Consider the following 17,219-nt stretch of genomic DNA (forward strand, 5'->3'; position numbering starts at 1 on the left):
CCAAGTTGCTCCGCCAGATACAAGACACCGTCGGAGGGTATCGACGCATGATCCGGCACAAAGAAGCCATGCCCGGCGAAAAATCTAAGCTGAACCGCCAATCCCAGTCGTGCCGTCTCCGCTTTGCCGGTCACGAACGCGATGTCCGAAAAACTCAGGCTCCAGGAGCCGATCAGATCCCCACTCGAAACGCCAAGGCTCATAACGCCGCTCCCTTATCGGAGCGGAACGTCGTTCCTCGCATGGGCGATCGTCAACAACAACCAGCCCGTTCCCGACGTGTTCTCCAAGATGACCAAAATCGCAGCTTCGGGCCGACTGGGCCATCTGGGCGATGGGCGATGGTGGGACGCTGAGCGCCGCCAGTGGCGCGACGGGAGCGGGCGGCGCGTGCGCGCGCCTGGGAACAACGTCGGGGCGTTCGTGCGGATCACGCGCGTCTATCTCGCGTGCGCGCACCTCAACCATGATCCGACTGACAATGTACCGCGGAACCTCGCGGCCCTGTGTCAGCGGTGCCATATGATCCATGACGCGGCGGAGCATCGGCGCCGACGATGGCTCAATGCCTACCGGCGTCGCGCGATCGGCGACATGCTCGCCGTTCTCGAGCGCGGCTTTCCGGTGGCGTAGCGGCGCGTCATGGCGGCGAATTACAACCGGCCCAAGCCGATTGATCCTATTTGGTATCGACGGAGCTGCACGCTTCGCATCTGGTGCGCGTGCGGGCGTAGCATCAAGGTTTCGGTCGGCGAGTTTGCGGCGGCGCGCGCGATCCCGCCCGATACGCAGCTTTACAAGCTGATTGCCCGGCTGCGCTGTAGCGGCTGCGGCGGGCGTCCTACGGCCGATGTCGTGCGCGGGCCGAACGGGTGAGGCCCGCGATCGACGCCTAACCGCATCTAGGAACTAGATCTCGGTGGGTGGGATAGAATCGCGCGCGGTGCAGCCGGTGAACATATCGGCCTCGGCCTGCTCGACGCGCACGCGGTAGCCGAACAATGCCTCGGCCGCGAAAGCGGTCTCGCCGCTGCGGAGCTGGGTCGCAATGTCGTCCAGGTCCGCAAGCATGTCCGTAAGGCTGGCGCTTGCCGGTGCCTGTAGCTCGATCACAATCCGCTTTAGCGGATAGTGCTGCGGGTCGCCGTCGTCGGCGAGGCGGTGAAGGCTCGGCATGATCTTTCCTCTGCTGTCGTTACCACGCCTGAAAGCGGCGGTTTCGCCTGCCGGACTGCGCCGGAAAAAGCTCTATCGCGCGCGCCTTGGTGGCGGCGCTTGCCTCGGGAAACGGGTCGATGCCGGTAAGGCTGGCGAGCTGGGCGACACTGACGATCGCCATGCTGCGCTCTGACTTGTTGGCCGCGTAGAAAACGGCTGCGCCTTGGCCGGGGATAAGGACGGCCTTGTAAATCGCGCTCGGGATCGCAACGCGATCGTTCAAGCTGTCCAGCTTGCCGCGCGCGAAAACCGGGCCGGTCACAACGTAGATTGTGCCGTGCTTGGTCGCGAGGCGGCGAACCGCCTGCTCGGTGTCGTTCCAAAGCTCGCTGTTCATGTCCTCGTCCTGCGGAACGATATTGGCGAGCGAAAAGCTCTCCTGTCGAGCGGCGCGCGTCGGCATATCGGCCGATGGTGCCATGTGACCGCGACTCCATCCCGATCGGCGGTAGTCGCTCAACAATGACCGATCGCGGCCGGGGATATGCGCGTCGGGGTGAAACTCCATCCCGTCACGATTGAAGCCCTTGCCGCTGGCAACGGCCTCGGCCGTAAGCCGCTCGGCGCTCCAAAGGGGAGTGCGGGTGATCCCTGAATAGCCGATCGCAAAAGCGGTGTAGCAAACCGTCGTCGTGCGGCGGTCCAGCCCTCTATGGACGTAGGCCGGGGCGTCGCCTTTGTAATACTGGCGCTTGCACGCGGCGCGACTGGTCGGCGCTGCTCGATCCGGCAACGCTGGATCGGCTGCGCCGGGATTGAAGAAATCGGCAAGGGGCGCAATGCGCCCGATCGCGGCCGGGTAAACGTGAGACGCGATCGGCGCGCCGATCGCCGCCACGACAATGACGGCGGTTGCAAAGCGGCCTCCGGGGTTTCGACGTAGCCGGTTGCTGAATATGCGGCCTAAGCTCATGCCAGCACGCCCATAAGCTCGTCGTTCCAATCGGCAAATTTGCGCGGCGGATAGATCGCCTGCACTTCGCGGCCCTGCTCGATGAACGCGGCCGATGCCGTCTCGGCGGCGAGCCGCCCAGGTGCGTTGTTGTCGCCCGCGATCGTCACGCGCCGGATCACATCGGGAAGCTCGATATGCGGCATCGCGCCTGTGCCAAGCGAAACCCAAACGCTCGCGCGCGGGTGCTTCTGGCGAAGGGTCAAACCGTCCTCCGGTCCCTCGCATAGGATGATGTGCGGCGCGATCGGGCCTAGCCGCAACGCGCAGCCGCGAACCTGTCCAAGGCTGAGCTTGGGATTCGCCATGCTCGCCTTGGTGCCTTCCTTGGTGAGAAAGATACGCTGCACGCCGACGATCTTCCCGGCACGGTTCTGGCAGGCGGCAATGAGGGCGGGCAGGGCGGGACCGTCTGCGCCGGTCTTCGGGTTCTTCCACGCCGGTACGCGGGCAAAGCGGATCGTGGGCGGCATGTCGCCCATGATCCCGCGCGATCGTAGATATAGCTCGGCCGGTGTGCCTCGGATCGTGCGGGCGTCGTGCCATTGCGCTTGCGCCGATAGGATCGCTGCGGCGCGATCGGCGGTCTCTGCGCGCGCCTGCTGCTGGCGCTGTTTGGGATCGACCGTGGGGAGATTGGCCGCATCAGCGAGCGCGGCGAACGCCTCGCGGAACGACAAGCCTTCAATGTCCATAAGATATTTGAATATGTCGCCGCTCGCGCCGCATCCGAAACAGTGGAACAAGCCCTTGCTGTCGTTCACGCGGAAGCTGGGCGACTTCTCGGAATGATACGGGCAAAGCCCGACATATTCGTTCCCGGCTTTCCTGAGTTTCACAGTGCGGCCGATGATGGCGCTAAGCTGGTGCCGCGCCTTTACCTCGTCCGTCTCTGCTTTCGATATAGTTGCCATGCGGGGCGCTCCTTGGCTGCGACTATAGCCGGTGCGGTATGTCACGCACATACTTTGCGATAGATTTTGGTCTCGGATCGCCGGTCGGAAAGCGCCAGGTGGTGAGGGGTCAAAATTTGCGCTCATAACCAATCATCGAATAGGTCGAGCTGGGCGGCGCGGTCGCGTGCGTCGCGAGTCTGCGTCGCCAGCCAAGCCTTTTGCTGGCCGATTCCCAAACCGCGCATAGGAACGCTCGCACGCGATCCGGCCCAATCGGCGAGTGGATCGCGATACAGTCGGCCCGCCAAAAAAACGACCGGCGTTCGCGGCCCGATCTGCTCGGCGAGCTGGGCGGCAACGCGCTCGCCCCATGCGCGCCGGTCGGCTGCGGTCATGGTGGCGAGGCTGACGTTGTACGGCTCGATGATGCGCCCCGGCGACAAAGCGCCGTGAAGGGCTGAGAGAATGAACCATCGGCCTCCCTGCGTATCGACGTAGGCTCGGGCTTTGCGAAACCAATCGGATTGATAGAGGTCGCGCGCGCGCGTCGCCCTCGGGCGCTTCTCGGCGACACACGCGACAAGATGAACGGGGCGCGTCATGGTCAGTCGTCCCTATCCGCAAGGGTATCGCTGCACGCCCACGCCCTTAGCTGCTGCTGCCAGCCCTTGCGAAGCGGCGCGCGCGCCGCTTCGTGCGTGATCGTCGGGCCTCCGAATAGGTCGGACTGCTCGCCGATGATCTTCGGCGTCGGGATATAGCGCGGGGTGCGAATGGCGTTGCGGGCCATGCTCAAAGCTCCTGTTCGTCGGCGAGACCGATCCAAAGCACGCGGCGGGTGAGGTCAGTTGACCATGGGACGCGCGACGGCTCGGCCGTTTTCGGTCGCTGGTAGCTGATCGCGAAGCGGAAGGCGGTCGCGTCGATCTGGAAAGAGCCGGTGCGATGCTCGCCGGTCGGGTCGGTGTTGTGTCCGAAGTCGGCATATTGCGCGACGGCATCGTGCAACCGGCCATGCAAACCCAGATTCGTGTCGAGATACATGCGCGGTGCGGGAACGTCCTCGGTCGGCTCGAAAAATGGCGAAAGCCAAAGCATCACGCCCGGCGATAGAACGCGGTCGCATCGCGCCCATGGGTTCGCCAGCAAGGCCAAGTCGTTTAAACGCTTTGTCTCGGCGTGGCGCTGCTCGGCGCTGATCTGGGGAAAGTCGCCCGGCTCGGCGGTGAGGTCGGCCGCGATCGTCTGGATGATGTAAAGCAACATGCTGCTGTTGGCTGGGCCGGTCCAGCGCGCCCACTTGGCCGCGATCGGCGCGCGAACATGCGCGGGCAGGGCATAGAAGCGAGCGCGCACGTCGCGCCATCCCTTCGCTATCTGGTTGCGGCGGTCCTGCCGGTGCCGCTCGGTGTTCGCGATACGGCGCTGCATTTCCTCGTCTGCGCCGATCTGGGTTGCGGCGGTCGCCTCTGCGAAAAGCGGCAAGGCGGCGCGCTGCGCCACCTTCTTGCGCTCAAATGCTGCGACCTTGCGAGGGGTGACGATGTAGCCTTCGCGGCGAGGGGTGCGCTCGAACCGCATGGCTTAGAACGCGAAAGCGGCTTGGCCGCTCGTCTCGACATAGGTTGCGGCATCGCCTGCGGCGTAGCGGTCGCGGCCCTTCTGCGACCAATTCAGGTGTCCCGATCGGTCGTATTCAAACCAACCGTCCTCGATCCCAAAAATGAAGCTCCACGCATCGTCCTCGGGGCTGCTGGTCTTCCCGTTGATGGGCCAATGCTCGCCGCCCTTCTTGCCCTCCGGGTTGCATGAAACGGGCTTGGAAAGCTCGCGGATCGTCGCCGCGCGATCGGACGGCTCGAACGCGCCTAGCTCGTCCATGATTTCGCGGGCCTCGGCGATGGTCAGATAGCCGTCGCGCTTGCCGGTCTCGTTGTTGCCCGAATAGCGGAGGCCGAACCCTACGGCGTTAAAGATGTTGCCGGGGGTGGTGAAGTCGGACGTTTCCAGCAAGGCGCGCCATTCGCCTGCGGTGATGAGGTCCACCGCATGATGCCAAAGGCCCTGCTCGCAAGTGCTGTAACCGTACTCGTTGGGCGCGCCGTATGGGTCCAGCGCCACGCCTAACGCGGTCTCGACGCTCTGCACGAAAGGATGCGCGGCAAGGCCGGGATGGCGAAGGCCGATCGTGCGCGGCCGATCGCCACGCGGCTTGCAAACCTCGATCGGGAACCGGAACAAGCGCGAGGGAAGGTTCCACGGCGCGGGAAGCTCGAACCCACGCGGCACGCTCAAGCCGCTGTTGAGGTCCAGAATGAAGCCGTTGGGCGCAAGGCCCGCCTCTATGATCTTGTCGCCAAGTGCATCGGGGGTGCTGGTGTTCATGGCCTTTTCCCTTCCATTGGTCGCTGGGTGCAGCTTCCGGCTGCAACCCTGCCTCGTGGCGAACAGCGGGGGGTGAGGGGGGCAAGGTCTATCTGGCCGAGTGGTGCGGGCGCAGGGAGCGTAGCGACTGAGCCACGGTCGGCCTGATAGTCCTTGCTGGGGAGAGGGGGCCGGTGCCCAATCTTCCCGACTAAACCGACAACGCGCCCGCCCTGGCGGGCATCCTTGCCGCTGTGGCATCCGCGTAGCGGATCTCCACAACGGATGCGGCGAACGTCCTGCTTGACCCCGGCCGGGGCGGGCGGGTTCTGTCGGTGTCGATGCTCCGCGCTGGCGATCGGCGCGCGCGGGTCGAGCTGGGCGACGAAAGGAACCGTCGATAGGGGCTGCGACGCCTCGAAAAAGCGGGTTTCCCTCGATGTCGGGGGCGCTGTGGTCGAGCTGATCCCTGATTGCGACGATCGGGAGCCGCCAACGTGGCCGTTTGAGCGCCCACGAAGCCGCCTGCTCCACTCGGGGAGCATTGTGGCGGCGTAGCCGACACTCCTGCCTTAGCGGCTTGTGGTGGTGTCTGAGGGGCAATGCGACGTTTCGGCTTTATCGCCGTCAGGCGTCAAAGCGTTGGCCGACTAGGCCAACTCCATCTGCATAGAGAGAATATGAATCTAGGAGCGGTTGACCATTTTTTTGAGACTCTTTCTTCTCCATGGCGGCGGCGAGGCTAAGAAGCACGCGGCGCAAGCCGGCGTCCTCGATGTCCTCGGTTACTGCCTGCCTTGGCGAGCGCCATAGGCGCATAGCCGCGATGTCCTCCACGCGATCGGCCTCGCGCTGCACCACGTCCTCGGGGAGCGGGACGGGTCGCATCCGCATGGGAAGGAACTGAACAAGGCGGTTCGGAAAGCGCATCCGATAGACGTTCGATGTCTGCTCGTATTTGGCCTTCGGCCGTTCGGCTGTCGGCTCGATCGGGACGCATCGACGCTGCTTGTCCAAGATACCCATGGTCGCGAGGATCGCGAGGGCGCGCCCGACCGTGGCGCGGGCGAGGCCGGTTTTTTCCTCGATCCACTTCCATGTTGGGAACACCTTGCCCGCACAGGTGCGGGCCAGCGTTGCCAGCTTCTTTAGGACGCGAACGGCGGCGGGGGTTATCAGAGTAACTAGCCGCTCGGCCTCGGTAAGCTCGCGGCCCTCGGCGCGCGCGAGACGACGCACAGCGTTCTTCTGTTCGAGCAATTCGTCGGCGTTTTTAACAATCCGATCGGTCTCGCCCTTGGCGTAGCTGTAGAAAAAATCGTCCTCGAATGAGCCTGCAACGCGGCTGTTCGGATGCACCTTTGCGCGCGTCGGATTGGGCGCGCCTGAGCGCGCCCTGGCACGCTGCTGCACGGCTCTTTCCAGAACCATAAAGCTCGCGTTCGCAATCGAAGTAACTGCCATCTTCCGTCCCCTTGGTAAGGGGCTGGGACCGGGACAAAACTATAGCGTGGCGCAAAACGCGCATCTTGAAACATCGCTCAGAAGCGGCTATGTCGGTGGCTGTTCAACGGCCCTTTCGATGCTTGGCGGCATCGGACATAGCAGTTTCAGGATGCCCGGCCTTAGCGCCGGGCATTCGTTTATGTGGTCACAGCCCAAGCTCCTGTTTGATTTCCGGGTGTGCCTGTAGCGCGCTCAAAATTCGCGCGACTGCCTGCGACCTGTTGCGGAGTCCTGCGCGCTCGGCGAGCGCGTCGATTTCGTCGATCAGCTCTTTATGAAGGCTGACGGTGACTTGCTTCTCCCCCGCCGCTCTAGCTGCGGCGCGCGTCTTCGCGTTCCTCTCGCGCATTTCACGCCGCTGCTCGGCCGCGCGTGCGGCGCGATCAGCGGGCGAAAGCGACTCTAGCTGGAAGGGGTGATTCGGCTCCATAAAAGCGACGGTATGCCAAAGCCTTACCGTTGGCAAATACTGGTATGTATTATTCCGCCGCCGTTGCGGTGCGCGCCTGCTCGGACTTGAACTTTTTGAAGCCGCGATCGGCGGCAATGAAGCTGGCGAGGATATGGGGAACTAGCGTTTCAAGGTCCACGCGCTCGCCGTACTCGATTGCGTATGCCTCGACATAGCGGTCCAGCTCGGCCGCGAGCGCGGGTTCGAGCGAAAGGCGAAGTTGCTTGGGCGAGCCGGGCGCGCCGATCTTGGGAACGCTGAGCGAGGGGGCTTTAGCCATGGTCATTTTCCTTTGGTAAGTGGTGTCGGATTGCGGTCGCCACGAAGGACGATTGCGTGGTGATGGATAGGCATCGGGTGGTGTGTGCGGCGCTGGCCGCGTCCACCCGGATTGAATGGCGACTGACGCCGCGCCTTGGGTGCGCTGCGAAAGTGATTGTCTCCCCGCGTTCAAGGCGTGCTGCGAGCGCGCCGATCGCGGCTTTGTATATGTCCCCTATCGTAACTCGTTCGTTCGTCCTGGCCCGCATCTGGCGGGCCTCGTCGCGCACGCGATCGTGCATCCCAATCGGGAGTGTGACGCTCAATTGAACCGGCTTCCCGGTCATTCATCCTCCTGCAAGAGGCATTGCGCGCCTTTGACGACAATCGCTGATTGGCTTGATTCAGTCGCATGTTTTGCAATCAAATCTGCGATTTCTTCGGGCATGCGGAGCGAGATTTTCTTTACGCTTCCGCGCGGCTGCACCGGATAAACGAAGCGTTCGCCAGCCTCGATCCGTGCCACCAATTTTGTCACTCCTTCGGCGTAAACGTCCGTGAGAGTGACGACATTATTTGTCGCGGCGGTTCGTTTGAAGGACAGCTTTCGCATGTCTTCATGTAGGCCCACCGGCACGCTGAGACCCAATCTCATGAGGTTCTTGACCATTCCTTAATCTCCTTCCGGTCGGGGCCTTTATGCCTCGACCGGAGGGGACAATCGACTCCGACTTTTCCGTGCATATGTCGGGGTCAATAAGGAGTGAGAATCATGTCCTTATTGACAATCACTCGCAGCCGGAAACCGGGGCGAACCGTGATTGTCGGCTGTCGGTCTAGCTCGCGGCTAACGATCTGCTGGCCGGTGCGCGAAGCCTCTTGGCTGAGCGCCCCGCCGCCAGCGGTGACAAGCTGGTTGTCGCGGGTTCCGGCGTTGTCTGCGGCTGCGCCGCCAATCGCAATCGCGGTCGAAAGGGTAATGCCTTTGATAAGGCTCCCAAAGTGACTGTTCACGCGATCGGAAAGCCCGGCTGCGCCGGTCGCATCCGATCCCGTCATGCCCCCGATATTGATGGAATTGCCGTTCGGATAGATGATCCGATTCCACACGACCAAGGCGCGACTTTGCTTGTAGGCCACGCGACTGTCGTAGCGGCCGAAAAGCCGTGTTCCCTGCGGAATGAGAACATATCGGCCGGTCACATGGTCATAGACGTTTTCGGTAACGGTGGCGATTACCTCGCCCGGTAAGTCGGAATTGAGCGCGGTTACAAGCGCGGCCGGGATAATCGTTCCGGCCTTTACCTCGTAGCGCGAAACCGGCGCTGCAAGGCGGGCTTTCAGATAATCGCCGTCGATACGGGCGGTCTGAATAAAGTCTTCCTTGCGGCCCTGTAGGTTCTGACGGCCGGGTTCGTTTTCTTCTGGCGGGCGCGTTGGTTGTTGTTGACCGTCGCCGGCGCCTGCGCCGGTTGACGCGCCGCGATCGTCGTCGTTGCCGGTTCCCGATCCGGCGTTGCGCTGATTGTCGGCGAACATGATCGAACCGGATCGCGCCGCCATTTCCTGACGGATCGCGAGTTCGCGCGCCGCCTGCGCGCGTTGCTCGGCCGGGGATAGCTGCCGCTGCTGCGGTTGCTGCCGCTGTTGGCCTGGCTGTCCGGTTGTCGCGTTCGGATCGGTGCCGGGGGCCGGGAGCGCGGACGTTCCCGGCCCGGTTAGATCGGGCCGCGTTAGCGGGTCGCTATAGTTCTGCGGTAGTTTCTCAAGGTCAGGGCTGGCGAGTTGGATTGCTTTGTCCTCGTCGTCCTTCTTGTTCGCGCCTTTCCCGCCCCCGATGACGAACGCAAAAATCAGACCGATTACGAAGATGCCGACACCTAGCGCAAGGATGCCTTGGATGATCTGCCGCTTGTATCTCGTCACGCCGGGGCGCTGCGTAGCGAGTATGGATCGCGTGGACTCCTTTTCCTCTGGCGAGAAAACGGGATCGTTGGTGCTGATGTCGCCAGCCATGATCTAGCGCCTCCGGGTGTTGCGCGTGATCCGCACGATTTGCTGCTTCTTCTCGCCAAGGCGAAGTTCGGCGACGGTGATAAGCCGATCGACGACGTAATAGCGGCCCTGCACGCGATAATTCACAAGCTCGGCCTGATTCTTGTCGCCGATCACGAACAGCGGCGGGGCCTCTGTCGTGCCAAGGTTCGGCGCGAACTGGATGTAGGTTTTGCTCCCGTCGTCGAACACGCGATCGGGTATCCAAGCGGGCTTTTCGCGCGCCTTGCCAACGCTCTTGATCCTATAATCGAAGTTGATGTTATCAACTGCCACGTCTGCGATCGTGTTGTTGGCCTGCTCGGTCGCTGCGCCTACGGCGGTCGATATGTCGGCGAGCTGGTCGCGCGGATAATTCCACGAAACGATGCTCGTATAGGCGTCGCCGTTGTGGCTGACCGCCTCGACCATATAGGTGCGCTCGCTGGTCGTAAGCACGATGTTGGTGCGAAGATCGCCCTTGATCGGCTTGACGAAAACAAGGGTCTGCGAGTTCGATCCGCTGCCTTGATGGGTCTCGCCCATAACCCAGCGCACGGTGTCACCCGCTGCCTTGGAAATCAGTTGTTCGCCGGGGCGAAGCGCGATCGTGGTTATGAAGCGCGGCGACGTATGAACCTCGTAGATCGCGCCGGGCATGTAGTCGTAGAACATCGCGGAATTGATGAAGCCGGACGGTGCCGGGGCCTGCCGCGATAGCTCGTTCGCGTCGCTGATTGCGCCAAGCGCGCCCGACTGTGGAGCCGATCGCGCATAGCGTCGGCCGGTCGGCCTCGGTCGGCTCAAGTGGGCCGTCATGGTCGGCTGCGGCCGGTTGATTGCAACAAGCCGCTGGGGCGGCGGGGCTTCGGCCTGAGCGACGATCGCGGGCGGCGGGGGCGGTAGAACCGCTTGAGCCGGGACCATCTGTGTTTCGGCTCTCTGGCTGGCAGGCGGCGCGCTCTGCGCGTTCGTGGCCGCGCTGGTCGCGCTCGTCGTGATGAACGCTGCGGTCGCGAGAAAGGCTGTGCGAAGAACCGGCGAATTGCGGTTGAATACGTGCTGCATGATTAAAGCTCCCGGCCCCATTGGAATGATGTGATGTAGATTCCGAGCGGGTTCACCCGTAGCTCCTGCTCGGTCTTAGGCGGCTTGATCCGGACGGTGAAAAGGCCGGTCCAGCGTTCGGGCGGCATGGGCGCGCCGCCCTGATAGGTCGTCTCGCGCCAAGTGATCTGGTAGGTATCTTTGGTGCGCGGAAGGACGGTCTGCACCTCGACGGTGCGGGCTTCCTGTCCAAGGTTGGCGAACGGGTCGTTCGCCTTGGCGTAGCCGTTTAGGGTCTGCTCGGCCTGCGCGGTGATGAAGTGATAGGCGTTCTTCCAGTTGTCGCGGATGATAACGCCATCGGTGCTTTTACCGCGAACGAGCTGCACCCAATCGCCAAGGAAATAGCCGATTTCGGCGGTCGTTGGCTGGTAGCTGGAATCGGCCGAAACGATCTTCCCCGGCTTCCCAAACTCGTTCACCGGCACGACGTAGGTGGCGATATGCGTGGTGCTGGCTGAGACGATGAAAGCAATTGTCGTGATGGCCGATAGGCCAAGCGATCCGAACGCCATCAGCCGCCAATTCTTGGCCTGCACGCGCGCGCTGCCAATTCGGTTGTCCCACTCCTGCGCGGCCTGCGCGTATGGTGTATTCTGTGGTGCAGAACCGCCATAAGTGGGGGTCTTGCGCTTAAATAGATTTCGCATGGTTTTACCCCTCGTCGTCGATGTTGATTGGAGCCGTCATGCCAGAGCCGCCTTGGGCGCTGGTCGCGGCCATGGCTGTCTGGGCTTGTCGTGTCGCCCGTTGGCGGCGTCTCTCACTGGCGCGTCGCACGGTCTCGTCTGCCGCTGGCGCGGTGCTGGGAGCGGGCGGGGCGCTGGGTGCCTCTGCCGCGCCGCCCGCATCGTTGGCCGCTGTGCCGCCTCCTGACGGTCCTCCGGGCGTTGTACCGCCCTGTGCGGCCGATGCGGCGGCGCCTGGGGCGCGATTGGCGAGAGCTTGGCGTGCTGCCGATCCGTCGCCCGTCAAGCCGCTTGTGCCGCTGCTGGGGCGGGAACCGCCGCCGCTGCTCGATCCTGATCCGCGCGCGCTTGGGGCCGGGGCTGCGGACATTCCGCCACCGCCGCCGCCGCCGCCGCCGCCGCTGCTCGATCCGCCGCCCTGCGGCGTTGCGGGCTGCATCCCTGCACCACCCGGCCCGGCACCGCCGCCAAGGTCGGCCGCTGAACCGCCGCCACCGCCACCGCCACCGCTTCCGCCGCCACCGGCTGCGGATGCTGCTTTTTGTGCGAGCGCCACAGCCCCACGCCCTCCGAGATAAGCGGCTCCGACGCCTGCCGCGACGCCTGCGGTGCCTGCAAGGGCTGCGCCCGCTCCAAGCTGCGGCCCGCCTGTCACCAGCGCCGACGCGAGCGAGGGAACGGTTAGCGACAACATCATGAGGATTATTGAGGCGAAGCAAATTGCGAGGGCTTGGGCGATGACATCGCCTCCGGGGTCGGCAAGCGGAATGGTCTCAAATACCTTGCTGCCGATCGACACGATGACAGCAATGGTCAGGAGCTTGAGGCCAGCGGAGACGACGTAACCAAAGGCGCGCTCCGAAAGAAAGCTGGTCTGCTTGAGGATGCCGAACGGGATCAGCACGAAAGCGGCGAGTGTAACCAATCGAAATTCAACGATCGTCACAAAGAGCTGAACGGCGAGAATGAAGAAGGCGAGCATCGTGCCGATCGCGGCGACGGCAAGAATAACGATGGCGGCAAAGTTCTCGAAAAAGGCAACTGGCCCGGTCTTCTCGTCGATTATCTCGATGAACCGTTTGACGTGTTCCCATCCCATGAAAACGAGATCGCCGGGCTGATTCATGAACGTATTGGCGTTCATGCCGCTGGCACCGGCCTTCAATCCTAGCTCAACAAAGCCCTTGATGATCGTGGAGGTTAGGCCCTGCCAATCGTTCACGACCCACACAAAGAACCCGACTAAGAGTATCTTTCTGAATAGCTGAGGTAGGACTTGGCTATTCTCGTCAATGGCCCAGAATACGGCGGTGATGCCAATTACGATCACGATAAGGATGCTGAAAACAGACGTTACATCGCCTTGGATTAGCCCGAAACCGCTAGAGATAGCGCTCGTGTATGCCGACAAAAACTTGTCGATGATGTTGAAATCAGCCGCCGCCATGGTCGTTGCTCTTTCTTTAGAAGCTCATGCCCTTGTCGGCATTGCGCTTTGAATTTCCCAATTCCCGTTGGAGTTGGTTTCGCCGAGCGGCCTTGCCCGCGACCTCCTGCGCTGCGGCGCATTCCTCGCCTGTCACGGTTCCGGCGCGGCACTGTTCCGCGACCTTCTGCGCTTCCTCGGGATGGGCGCGGAAATACTCGATGCTGCGGGGGGCCTGCGTGCATCCTCCGATCGCGGCGAGCGCCGCGATCGGGACGATGAAGCGCGCTACGCTTACCATGTGGGCGCGCTCGCGCTGCGGGTCTGGGTTCCAAGCCCGCGCTTGGTCCCGGCGCGCCCTGCGGCGGCGAGGGCGGCGTTCTGGGCCTCGGCCGTCTGTGTTGCGCGCATTTGCGTCATCAACAGAGTTTGCAGGCCGGTAAGCTGGGTGGAGAGAGCGGCGAGCAACTGATTGGTCGCCTGCAACGCCGCTGTCTGCCCTTGGGCGTTCTGCGAAGCCGATACGGCGCTATTGACCGCATTTTGGGTGCGGTCCTGGCTGTTGGCGATAGCGTTCTGCGCTTCCATCGCTTCGCGCCGTGTATCGCGGCTGCGCTGTTCCCAATCCGCCTGACTATTCAGGACTTGCTGCCACGATGAACCCATAAGGTCTTTCGGGTAGATCGTGTCGAGGTTGCTCGTCAGACTTTTGGCGCTGTAGCCAATGCCGTTCGCCGATTTCATGATGCTGGTTGCGTCGCTGACGATCGAACCGAGTTCGGGTGAAATGTTGCTTCCCAACTTGGCGAGCATATTTTGCTGGTTCGATACTTGCGACTTTAGCTGCTCGATCTGCTGCAAGCCCTGCTGCACGCTCTTGAGCTGCTGAGCGATTGCCTTCACGTCCACCACTGCCATCTGGGCGTGCGCGGGCGCGATCGGCGCGAGCGTGGCTGTCGTCATCGCTGCCAGCGCGAGCGCGCTGACGTAAAGCCGCTTGGTCATTGTTCCGTCTCCTGCTTGTTATCGTGGTCGATGCGGGGTGCCACGCGATGCGATGGCGCGAAGCGCCAATAGAGAACCGCCACGGCAAGGAAGCCGACTGCGCCCACGAACAACGCTGTCGGGTTTCGGAAAATCCAGCCAAGGGCAAAGGCTAGATAAAAGGGGCTGAGAGCTACCAACAAGGCGAGCCGTTGGCGGCGTCGCGTCGCGGTCAACTCTGCGAATAGCTGATCGCGCGTCACTGGCCGTCTTCTTGTCGGATGAACTCGGCAATGCCGGGCAAGCCCTTCGCTTCAAAAAAGGCGGTCTTGAAAGACTGGCCCTCGGCGAGGATGCGGTTCATCAACTTGTGATCGTCGGGCGAGCTAGACGCGACTGTCGCCAGCGCGACGGGTCCAAGGCCAAGCTCGAACATGCGGTTGCCTGCCATGCTCTGATAGTAATATTCCCGCTTCTTCACGCCCTTTGCGATTAGGTCGATCTGCTGCAAGTTAAGGCCGAACCGCTCATAGACTTCTTCGATCTGTGGGCTGCGCGCGTCGGGATTGGGAAGAAAAACCCGCGTCGGGCAACTTTCGATCAGTGCCGATGAAATCGAAGATTTCAGAACGTCGGTTAGGTTCTGGGTCGCGAAGACGACGGAGACGTTCTTTTTGCGGAGCGTGCGAAGCCATTGCTCGATGCGCTTTGAAAAGCTGCCCGAATTGAGGAATAGCCACGCCTCGTCCAGAATGAGAAGCGTCGGGCGTCCTTCATTGAACCGGCGCTTTTCCAGCACATGAAACAGGTAGGTCAGCACTGGCTCAACGGCGCTCTTGTTCTCCATTAGAGCTTCCATCTCGAAAGCCTGCCAGTTCGATCCGGTCGAAAGCGTGTCGCGCTCGGAATCGAGCAAATAGCCGTGCGGGCCGTCCAGCGTGTACGGGGTCAGCGCGTCCTTGACGGTCTGATCCTGAATGAGGCCAGTAAGGACGGTTAGCGTCCGCTGCTCGATCGGGCCGCTGGCGATGTTCTGCAACGCGGTCCAGATTTCGTCCTTCACGCGCGGCGTGATCGGCACGCCCTCGGCCGCAACGATGTCCTGCAACCACTCCACCGCCCATGCCTGATCCTCCTTGGTCTCAAGGTCGGCAAGGGGCTGAAATGCAAGCTCGCTGTTCTCGCCGCCAAGATAGTAGAACGATCCACCCGTTAGCAGCGTGGCGGCGCGCGACGACGCGCCCTTGTCGAAGATAAACACCTGGGCGTCGTTGTAGCGAAGGAATTGCGTCGCGATCGTGTTGAGCAAAACCGACTTGCCCGCGCCGGTCGGGCCGATGACCATCGTATGCCCTACGTCGCCTTGGTGAAGGTCGAAGCGGAACGGCGTAGTGCCGTCCGTGCGCGTGTGCATCAGCGGCGGGACCGGCGACGGCTCGCCGCGTTCGGCGGCGACGTCGGACAAATGCGAGTTGATCGTTGGGCCTGACCAATTCGCGCTGATCGGCAGCATATCGCAAAGATTGAGGCTGGTAACGAGGGGGCGGCGCAAGTCCGCATAGGCATGACCGGGGATGCTCCCAAGCCATGCTTCAACCCCGTTCACGTCTTCGACCTTCGCCACGAACCCGGCGCGATTGACGGCGGATTCTACCTCGCGGACCTTTGCCGCGAGCCTGTCCGGATCGGGATCGGTAAGCGTGATCGTCGGGGTGTAGTAGCCGACGCCCGCGCTATCTCCGCCGACAACAAGCATAGCGGCCTCGGCGTCCATCGCCTTCGCCATGGCGTCGCTGTCTTCCAGCATCGACGGCTCTTTGGTGATGGCCTCCTTTATCATCGCGCCGATGCCCTTGCGCTTGGCGAACCAACGCTTGCGGGTGGTTTCGACCTCTTTGCGCGCGTCCTCCTTGTCGAGCGGGAGATAGCGGCAAACCCAGCGATACGAGACGCCAAGCGAGTTCAAAAGGTCGAGCATCCCCGGCCGCGTCGATGTTGGATAGGATCGCACCGAAATTGTGCGGATGAAGTGATTTCCCAATTTCGGGAAAAGCCCTGCCTGAAAGTCGTCGTCCGTAATCATCGCGTCGAGATAGAACGGAACATCGGGCCGCTTTACTGGATGCCGCTTTGTCGAAATGCAGGCGTGCAGATAGGTCAGCGTCTCGTCGTCGTTTAGTTCGCGAATTTCCGGCATGAACCCCGCGAGAATGTCGCCCACTTGCCTGACGATTGCCTGAAAATCGCGAAGTGCAATGCGATACATTGCATCTGCGCCCTGCCCGACTGGCGCGTTCTCGATCAGCAGCGCCGACGCTCGCCCTACGCTTTCCTCTGGGGGCAGATAGGTGAAGGTGAGGAAATAACGGCTCTCGAAATGTGCTTCCTCGGCCTCGAACGCTGCGCGGCGTTCTTCGTCGACAAGCTGCGAGACCGGATCGGGATAGGCGCTGTCGGGGTACGTCTGCGACGGAGCGCGTAGCGCCTCGATGTGGACGCACCACCGCGAACCCAGACGGCGCAGCGCATTGTTGAGCTGCGCCCGCGCCGACGCCAGCCCCGATTGGGTGGAGCTGGCGAGGTCTGGGCCGCGAAAGGTGAGTGACTTCTGGAAACTGCCGTCTTTGTTCAGCATGACGCCGGGCGCGACGAAAGCCGCCCATGGCAGATGATCCATTAGGCGGGTGGCTTTCGGCCGATACTCAGCGATGTTTAGCATTTAGGCGTCCCAATATGGCTTTTGGCGAAGGTGCCTGTTGAGCGTTCCGAAGAAGTACGGATCGCGTTTCGTGAGGGCGTAGCCGATCGTATGGACTATGAAGCCCGCTGGCAGGCCAAGCCACGGCACACCCATCCCCAAGGCAAGTTCTGCCGTGAAGACGAAGTTGATGACCATGAACATGCGAGGCACCCCGCCGAGCAAAATCGGCTCGGCGAGGCTGTTGTGGAACGGCACCTCGAAGCCCTCGATTTCGTGGCTCCTATCGGCCACTTAAAACCCTGCGCCCCCGGAGAAACCGAAGAAGGTAATGAAGAAGGTCGATGCGCTGAACGCGATGGCGAGGCCGAAGACGATACCGAGTATCTTCTTCATGAAGCCGCCGCCCTCTGCGAAGGCGAAGCCCAAGCCCGCCAGGGCCACGGCGATGATGCCCGCGATCTTAGCGACGGGGCCGGTGATGCTGTCGGCGATCTGCTGCAATGGGTCTTCCCACGGCATACCTGAGCCGCCCGCGAAGGCCGGGGATGCCATCGTCATGATGGCGAGGAAGATAGCGGCGTCGCGGGTACGCCTGTAGATTTGGGGGAGTTGTCGGGTCCGTCGCATTTG

24 protein-coding genes are annotated in these 17,219 nt (G+C 62.4%); 2 read left to right on the top strand and 22 right to left on the bottom strand.

All coding sequences use genetic code 11. The annotated features are described in order from the left end of the window. Positions 1 to 203: DUF4158 domain-containing protein (locus IQ35_RS17815; protein ID WP_145075366.1), on the bottom strand; the 203-nt coding region annotated here is incomplete at its 3' end. A gap of 88 nt (positions 204 to 291) precedes the next feature. On the opposite strand from IQ35_RS17815, the gene IQ35_RS21285 reads away from it, so the two are divergent. After that, positions 292 to 633 carry a hypothetical protein gene (locus IQ35_RS21285; protein WP_184204999.1) on the top strand — a complete coding sequence of 114 codons (342 nt, stop codon included), beginning with the start codon at positions 292 to 294 and terminating at the stop codon, positions 631 to 633. A 9-nt stretch (positions 634 to 642) separates the two neighbouring features. Next, entirely contained in the window at positions 643 to 876 is a 234-nt protein-coding gene (locus IQ35_RS17825; protein WP_145075367.1) for a hypothetical protein, read from the top strand. Positions 877 to 909: 33 nt separating this feature from the next. Here the strand turns inward: IQ35_RS17825 and IQ35_RS17830 are convergent, their stop codons facing one another. From IQ35_RS17830 to IQ35_RS17930, 21 genes are all read right to left on the bottom strand, one after another. After that, the gene (locus IQ35_RS17830; RefSeq protein WP_088185051.1) at positions 910 to 1,176 is read right to left on the bottom strand and encodes a hypothetical protein; all 267 of its coding nucleotides are present in this window, start codon (positions 1,174 to 1,176) and stop codon (positions 910 to 912) included. Positions 1,177 to 1,195: 19 nt separating this feature from the next. Then, positions 1,196 to 2,056, bottom strand: coding sequence for a DNA/RNA non-specific endonuclease (locus IQ35_RS17835; protein WP_158636697.1), 861 nt, complete (start codon positions 2,054 to 2,056; stop codon positions 1,196 to 1,198). A gap of 71 nt (positions 2,057 to 2,127) precedes the next feature. Further along, positions 2,128 to 3,084, bottom strand: a complete 957-nt coding sequence (locus tag IQ35_RS17840; RefSeq protein WP_158636698.1) for a CHC2 zinc finger domain-containing protein — start codon at positions 3,082 to 3,084, stop codon at positions 2,128 to 2,130. A gap of 122 nt (positions 3,085 to 3,206) precedes the next feature. Then, positions 3,207 to 3,668 (bottom strand): DUF6884 domain-containing protein, encoded by a 462-nt coding sequence (locus IQ35_RS17845; protein WP_088185048.1) that lies wholly within the window; start codon positions 3,666 to 3,668, stop codon positions 3,207 to 3,209. Positions 3,669 to 3,670: 2 nt separating this feature from the next. Next, positions 3,671 to 3,856: a hypothetical protein gene (locus IQ35_RS17850; RefSeq protein ID WP_088185047.1), complete on the bottom strand. Its 186-nt coding sequence runs from the start codon at positions 3,854 to 3,856 to the stop codon at positions 3,671 to 3,673. Between the two features lie 2 nt (positions 3,857 to 3,858). Next, positions 3,859 to 4,647, bottom strand: coding sequence for a DUF3768 domain-containing protein (locus IQ35_RS17855; protein WP_088185046.1), 789 nt, complete (start codon positions 4,645 to 4,647; stop codon positions 3,859 to 3,861). A 3-nt stretch (positions 4,648 to 4,650) separates the two neighbouring features. Continuing rightward, the gene (locus IQ35_RS17860; protein WP_088185045.1) at positions 4,651 to 5,451 is read right to left on the bottom strand and encodes a hypothetical protein; all 801 of its coding nucleotides are present in this window, start codon (positions 5,449 to 5,451) and stop codon (positions 4,651 to 4,653) included. A gap of 606 nt (positions 5,452 to 6,057) precedes the next feature. Then, a complete protein-coding gene (locus IQ35_RS17865) occupies positions 6,058 to 6,894 on the bottom strand; it encodes a helix-turn-helix domain-containing protein (protein WP_145075370.1) in 837 nt (278 codons plus the stop codon). 187 nt (positions 6,895 to 7,081) lie between these two features. Further along, a complete protein-coding gene (locus IQ35_RS17870) occupies positions 7,082 to 7,366 on the bottom strand; it encodes a ribbon-helix-helix domain-containing protein (RefSeq protein ID WP_088185043.1) in 285 nt (94 codons plus the stop codon). 49 nt (positions 7,367 to 7,415) lie between these two features. Then, the gene (locus IQ35_RS17875; RefSeq protein ID WP_158636699.1) at positions 7,416 to 7,667 is read right to left on the bottom strand and encodes a DUF2274 domain-containing protein; all 252 of its coding nucleotides are present in this window, start codon (positions 7,665 to 7,667) and stop codon (positions 7,416 to 7,418) included. A gap of 324 nt (positions 7,668 to 7,991) precedes the next feature. Continuing rightward, entirely contained in the window at positions 7,992 to 8,318 is a 327-nt protein-coding gene (locus tag IQ35_RS17880) for a hypothetical protein (protein ID WP_088185040.1), read from the bottom strand. A gap of 83 nt (positions 8,319 to 8,401) precedes the next feature. Next, the gene (locus IQ35_RS17885; RefSeq protein ID WP_088185039.1) at positions 8,402 to 9,664 is read right to left on the bottom strand and encodes a TraB/TrbI/VirB10 family type IV secretion system protein; all 1,263 of its coding nucleotides are present in this window, start codon (positions 9,662 to 9,664) and stop codon (positions 8,402 to 8,404) included. A 3-nt stretch (positions 9,665 to 9,667) separates the two neighbouring features. After that, positions 9,668 to 10,750: a P-type conjugative transfer protein TrbG gene (gene trbG / locus IQ35_RS17890; RefSeq protein ID WP_158636700.1), complete on the bottom strand. Its 1,083-nt coding sequence runs from the start codon at positions 10,748 to 10,750 to the stop codon at positions 9,668 to 9,670. 2 nt (positions 10,751 to 10,752) lie between these two features. Next, the gene (trbF, locus tag IQ35_RS17895) at positions 10,753 to 11,439 is read right to left on the bottom strand and encodes a conjugal transfer protein TrbF (RefSeq protein ID WP_088185037.1); all 687 of its coding nucleotides are present in this window, start codon (positions 11,437 to 11,439) and stop codon (positions 10,753 to 10,755) included. 4 nt (positions 11,440 to 11,443) lie between these two features. Further along, a complete protein-coding gene (gene trbL / locus IQ35_RS17900; protein WP_145075376.1) occupies positions 11,444 to 12,925 on the bottom strand; it encodes a P-type conjugative transfer protein TrbL in 1,482 nt (493 codons plus the stop codon). A gap of 16 nt (positions 12,926 to 12,941) precedes the next feature. Beyond that, the gene (locus IQ35_RS17905; RefSeq protein ID WP_088185035.1) at positions 12,942 to 13,205 is read right to left on the bottom strand and encodes an EexN family lipoprotein; all 264 of its coding nucleotides are present in this window, start codon (positions 13,203 to 13,205) and stop codon (positions 12,942 to 12,944) included. Then, positions 13,199 to 13,909 carry a TrbJ/VirB5 family protein gene (locus IQ35_RS17910; RefSeq protein WP_145075378.1) on the bottom strand — a complete coding sequence of 237 codons (711 nt, stop codon included), beginning with the start codon at positions 13,907 to 13,909 and terminating at the stop codon, positions 13,199 to 13,201. The genes IQ35_RS17905 and IQ35_RS17910 overlap by 7 nt, the downstream gene beginning before the upstream one ends. Then, positions 13,906 to 14,151: a hypothetical protein gene (locus IQ35_RS17915; RefSeq protein ID WP_145075381.1), complete on the bottom strand. Its 246-nt coding sequence runs from the start codon at positions 14,149 to 14,151 to the stop codon at positions 13,906 to 13,908. Before IQ35_RS17915 ends, IQ35_RS17910 begins: the two co-directional genes overlap by 4 nt. After that, complete coding sequence (gene trbE / locus IQ35_RS17920) at positions 14,148 to 16,607, bottom strand: conjugal transfer protein TrbE (RefSeq protein WP_145075384.1); 2,460 nt, start codon at positions 16,605 to 16,607, stop codon at positions 14,148 to 14,150. Before trbE ends, IQ35_RS17915 begins: the two co-directional genes overlap by 4 nt. Next, complete coding sequence (locus IQ35_RS17925; protein WP_088185031.1) at positions 16,608 to 16,880, bottom strand: VirB3 family type IV secretion system protein; 273 nt, start codon at positions 16,878 to 16,880, stop codon at positions 16,608 to 16,610. It abuts the gene before it with no gap. Further along, the gene (locus tag IQ35_RS17930; RefSeq protein ID WP_088185030.1) at positions 16,881 to 17,216 is read right to left on the bottom strand and encodes a TrbC/VirB2 family type IV secretion system protein; all 336 of its coding nucleotides are present in this window, start codon (positions 17,214 to 17,216) and stop codon (positions 16,881 to 16,883) included. Positions 17,217 to 17,219 lie beyond the last annotated feature (3 nt).

It is taken from the genome of Sphingobium wenxiniae, assembly GCF_007830065.1.
Taxonomy (GTDB): Bacteria; Pseudomonadota; Alphaproteobacteria; order Sphingomonadales; family Sphingomonadaceae; genus Sphingobium; species Sphingobium wenxiniae.

Excerpts from the sequence above, each read along its gene's own strand:
- IQ35_RS21285 (WP_184204999.1), top strand. The coding sequence starts at position 292 with ATGACCAAAATCGCAGCTTCGGGCCGACTGGGCCATCTGGGCGATGGG.
- IQ35_RS17825 (WP_145075367.1), top strand. The coding sequence starts at position 643 with ATGGCGGCGAATTACAACCGGCCCAAGCCGATTGATCCTATTTGGTAT.
- IQ35_RS17830 (WP_088185051.1), bottom strand. The coding sequence starts at position 1,176 with ATGCCGAGCCTTCACCGCCTCGCCGACGACGGCGACCCGCAGCACTAT.
- IQ35_RS17840 (WP_158636698.1), bottom strand. The coding sequence starts at position 3,084 with ATGGCAACTATATCGAAAGCAGAGACGGACGAGGTAAAGGCGCGGCAC.
- IQ35_RS17845 (WP_088185048.1), bottom strand. The coding sequence starts at position 3,668 with ATGACGCGCCCCGTTCATCTTGTCGCGTGTGTCGCCGAGAAGCGCCCG.
- IQ35_RS17850 (WP_088185047.1), bottom strand. The coding sequence starts at position 3,856 with ATGGCCCGCAACGCCATTCGCACCCCGCGCTATATCCCGACGCCGAAG.
- IQ35_RS17855 (WP_088185046.1), bottom strand. The coding sequence starts at position 4,647 with ATGCGGTTCGAGCGCACCCCTCGCCGCGAAGGCTACATCGTCACCCCT.
- IQ35_RS17860 (WP_088185045.1), bottom strand. The coding sequence starts at position 5,451 with ATGAACACCAGCACCCCCGATGCACTTGGCGACAAGATCATAGAGGCG.
- IQ35_RS17865 (WP_145075370.1), bottom strand. The coding sequence starts at position 6,894 with ATGGCAGTTACTTCGATTGCGAACGCGAGCTTTATGGTTCTGGAAAGA.
- IQ35_RS17870 (WP_088185043.1), bottom strand. The coding sequence starts at position 7,366 with ATGGAGCCGAATCACCCCTTCCAGCTAGAGTCGCTTTCGCCCGCTGAT.
- IQ35_RS17875 (WP_158636699.1), bottom strand. The coding sequence starts at position 7,667 with ATGGCTAAAGCCCCCTCGCTCAGCGTTCCCAAGATCGGCGCGCCCGGC.
- IQ35_RS17880 (WP_088185040.1), bottom strand. The coding sequence starts at position 8,318 with ATGGTCAAGAACCTCATGAGATTGGGTCTCAGCGTGCCGGTGGGCCTA.
- IQ35_RS17885 (WP_088185039.1), bottom strand. The coding sequence starts at position 9,664 with ATGGCTGGCGACATCAGCACCAACGATCCCGTTTTCTCGCCAGAGGAA.
- trbG (WP_158636700.1), bottom strand. The coding sequence starts at position 10,750 with ATGCAGCACGTATTCAACCGCAATTCGCCGGTTCTTCGCACAGCCTTT.
- trbF (WP_088185037.1), bottom strand. The coding sequence starts at position 11,439 with ATGCGAAATCTATTTAAGCGCAAGACCCCCACTTATGGCGGTTCTGCA.
- trbL (WP_145075376.1), bottom strand. The coding sequence starts at position 12,925 with ATGGCGGCGGCTGATTTCAACATCATCGACAAGTTTTTGTCGGCATAC.
- IQ35_RS17905 (WP_088185035.1), bottom strand. The coding sequence starts at position 13,205 with ATGGTAAGCGTAGCGCGCTTCATCGTCCCGATCGCGGCGCTCGCCGCG.
- IQ35_RS17910 (WP_145075378.1), bottom strand. The coding sequence starts at position 13,909 with ATGACCAAGCGGCTTTACGTCAGCGCGCTCGCGCTGGCAGCGATGACG.
- trbE (WP_145075384.1), bottom strand. The coding sequence starts at position 16,607 with ATGCTAAACATCGCTGAGTATCGGCCGAAAGCCACCCGCCTAATGGAT.
- IQ35_RS17930 (WP_088185030.1), bottom strand. The coding sequence starts at position 17,216 with ATGCGACGGACCCGACAACTCCCCCAAATCTACAGGCGTACCCGCGAC.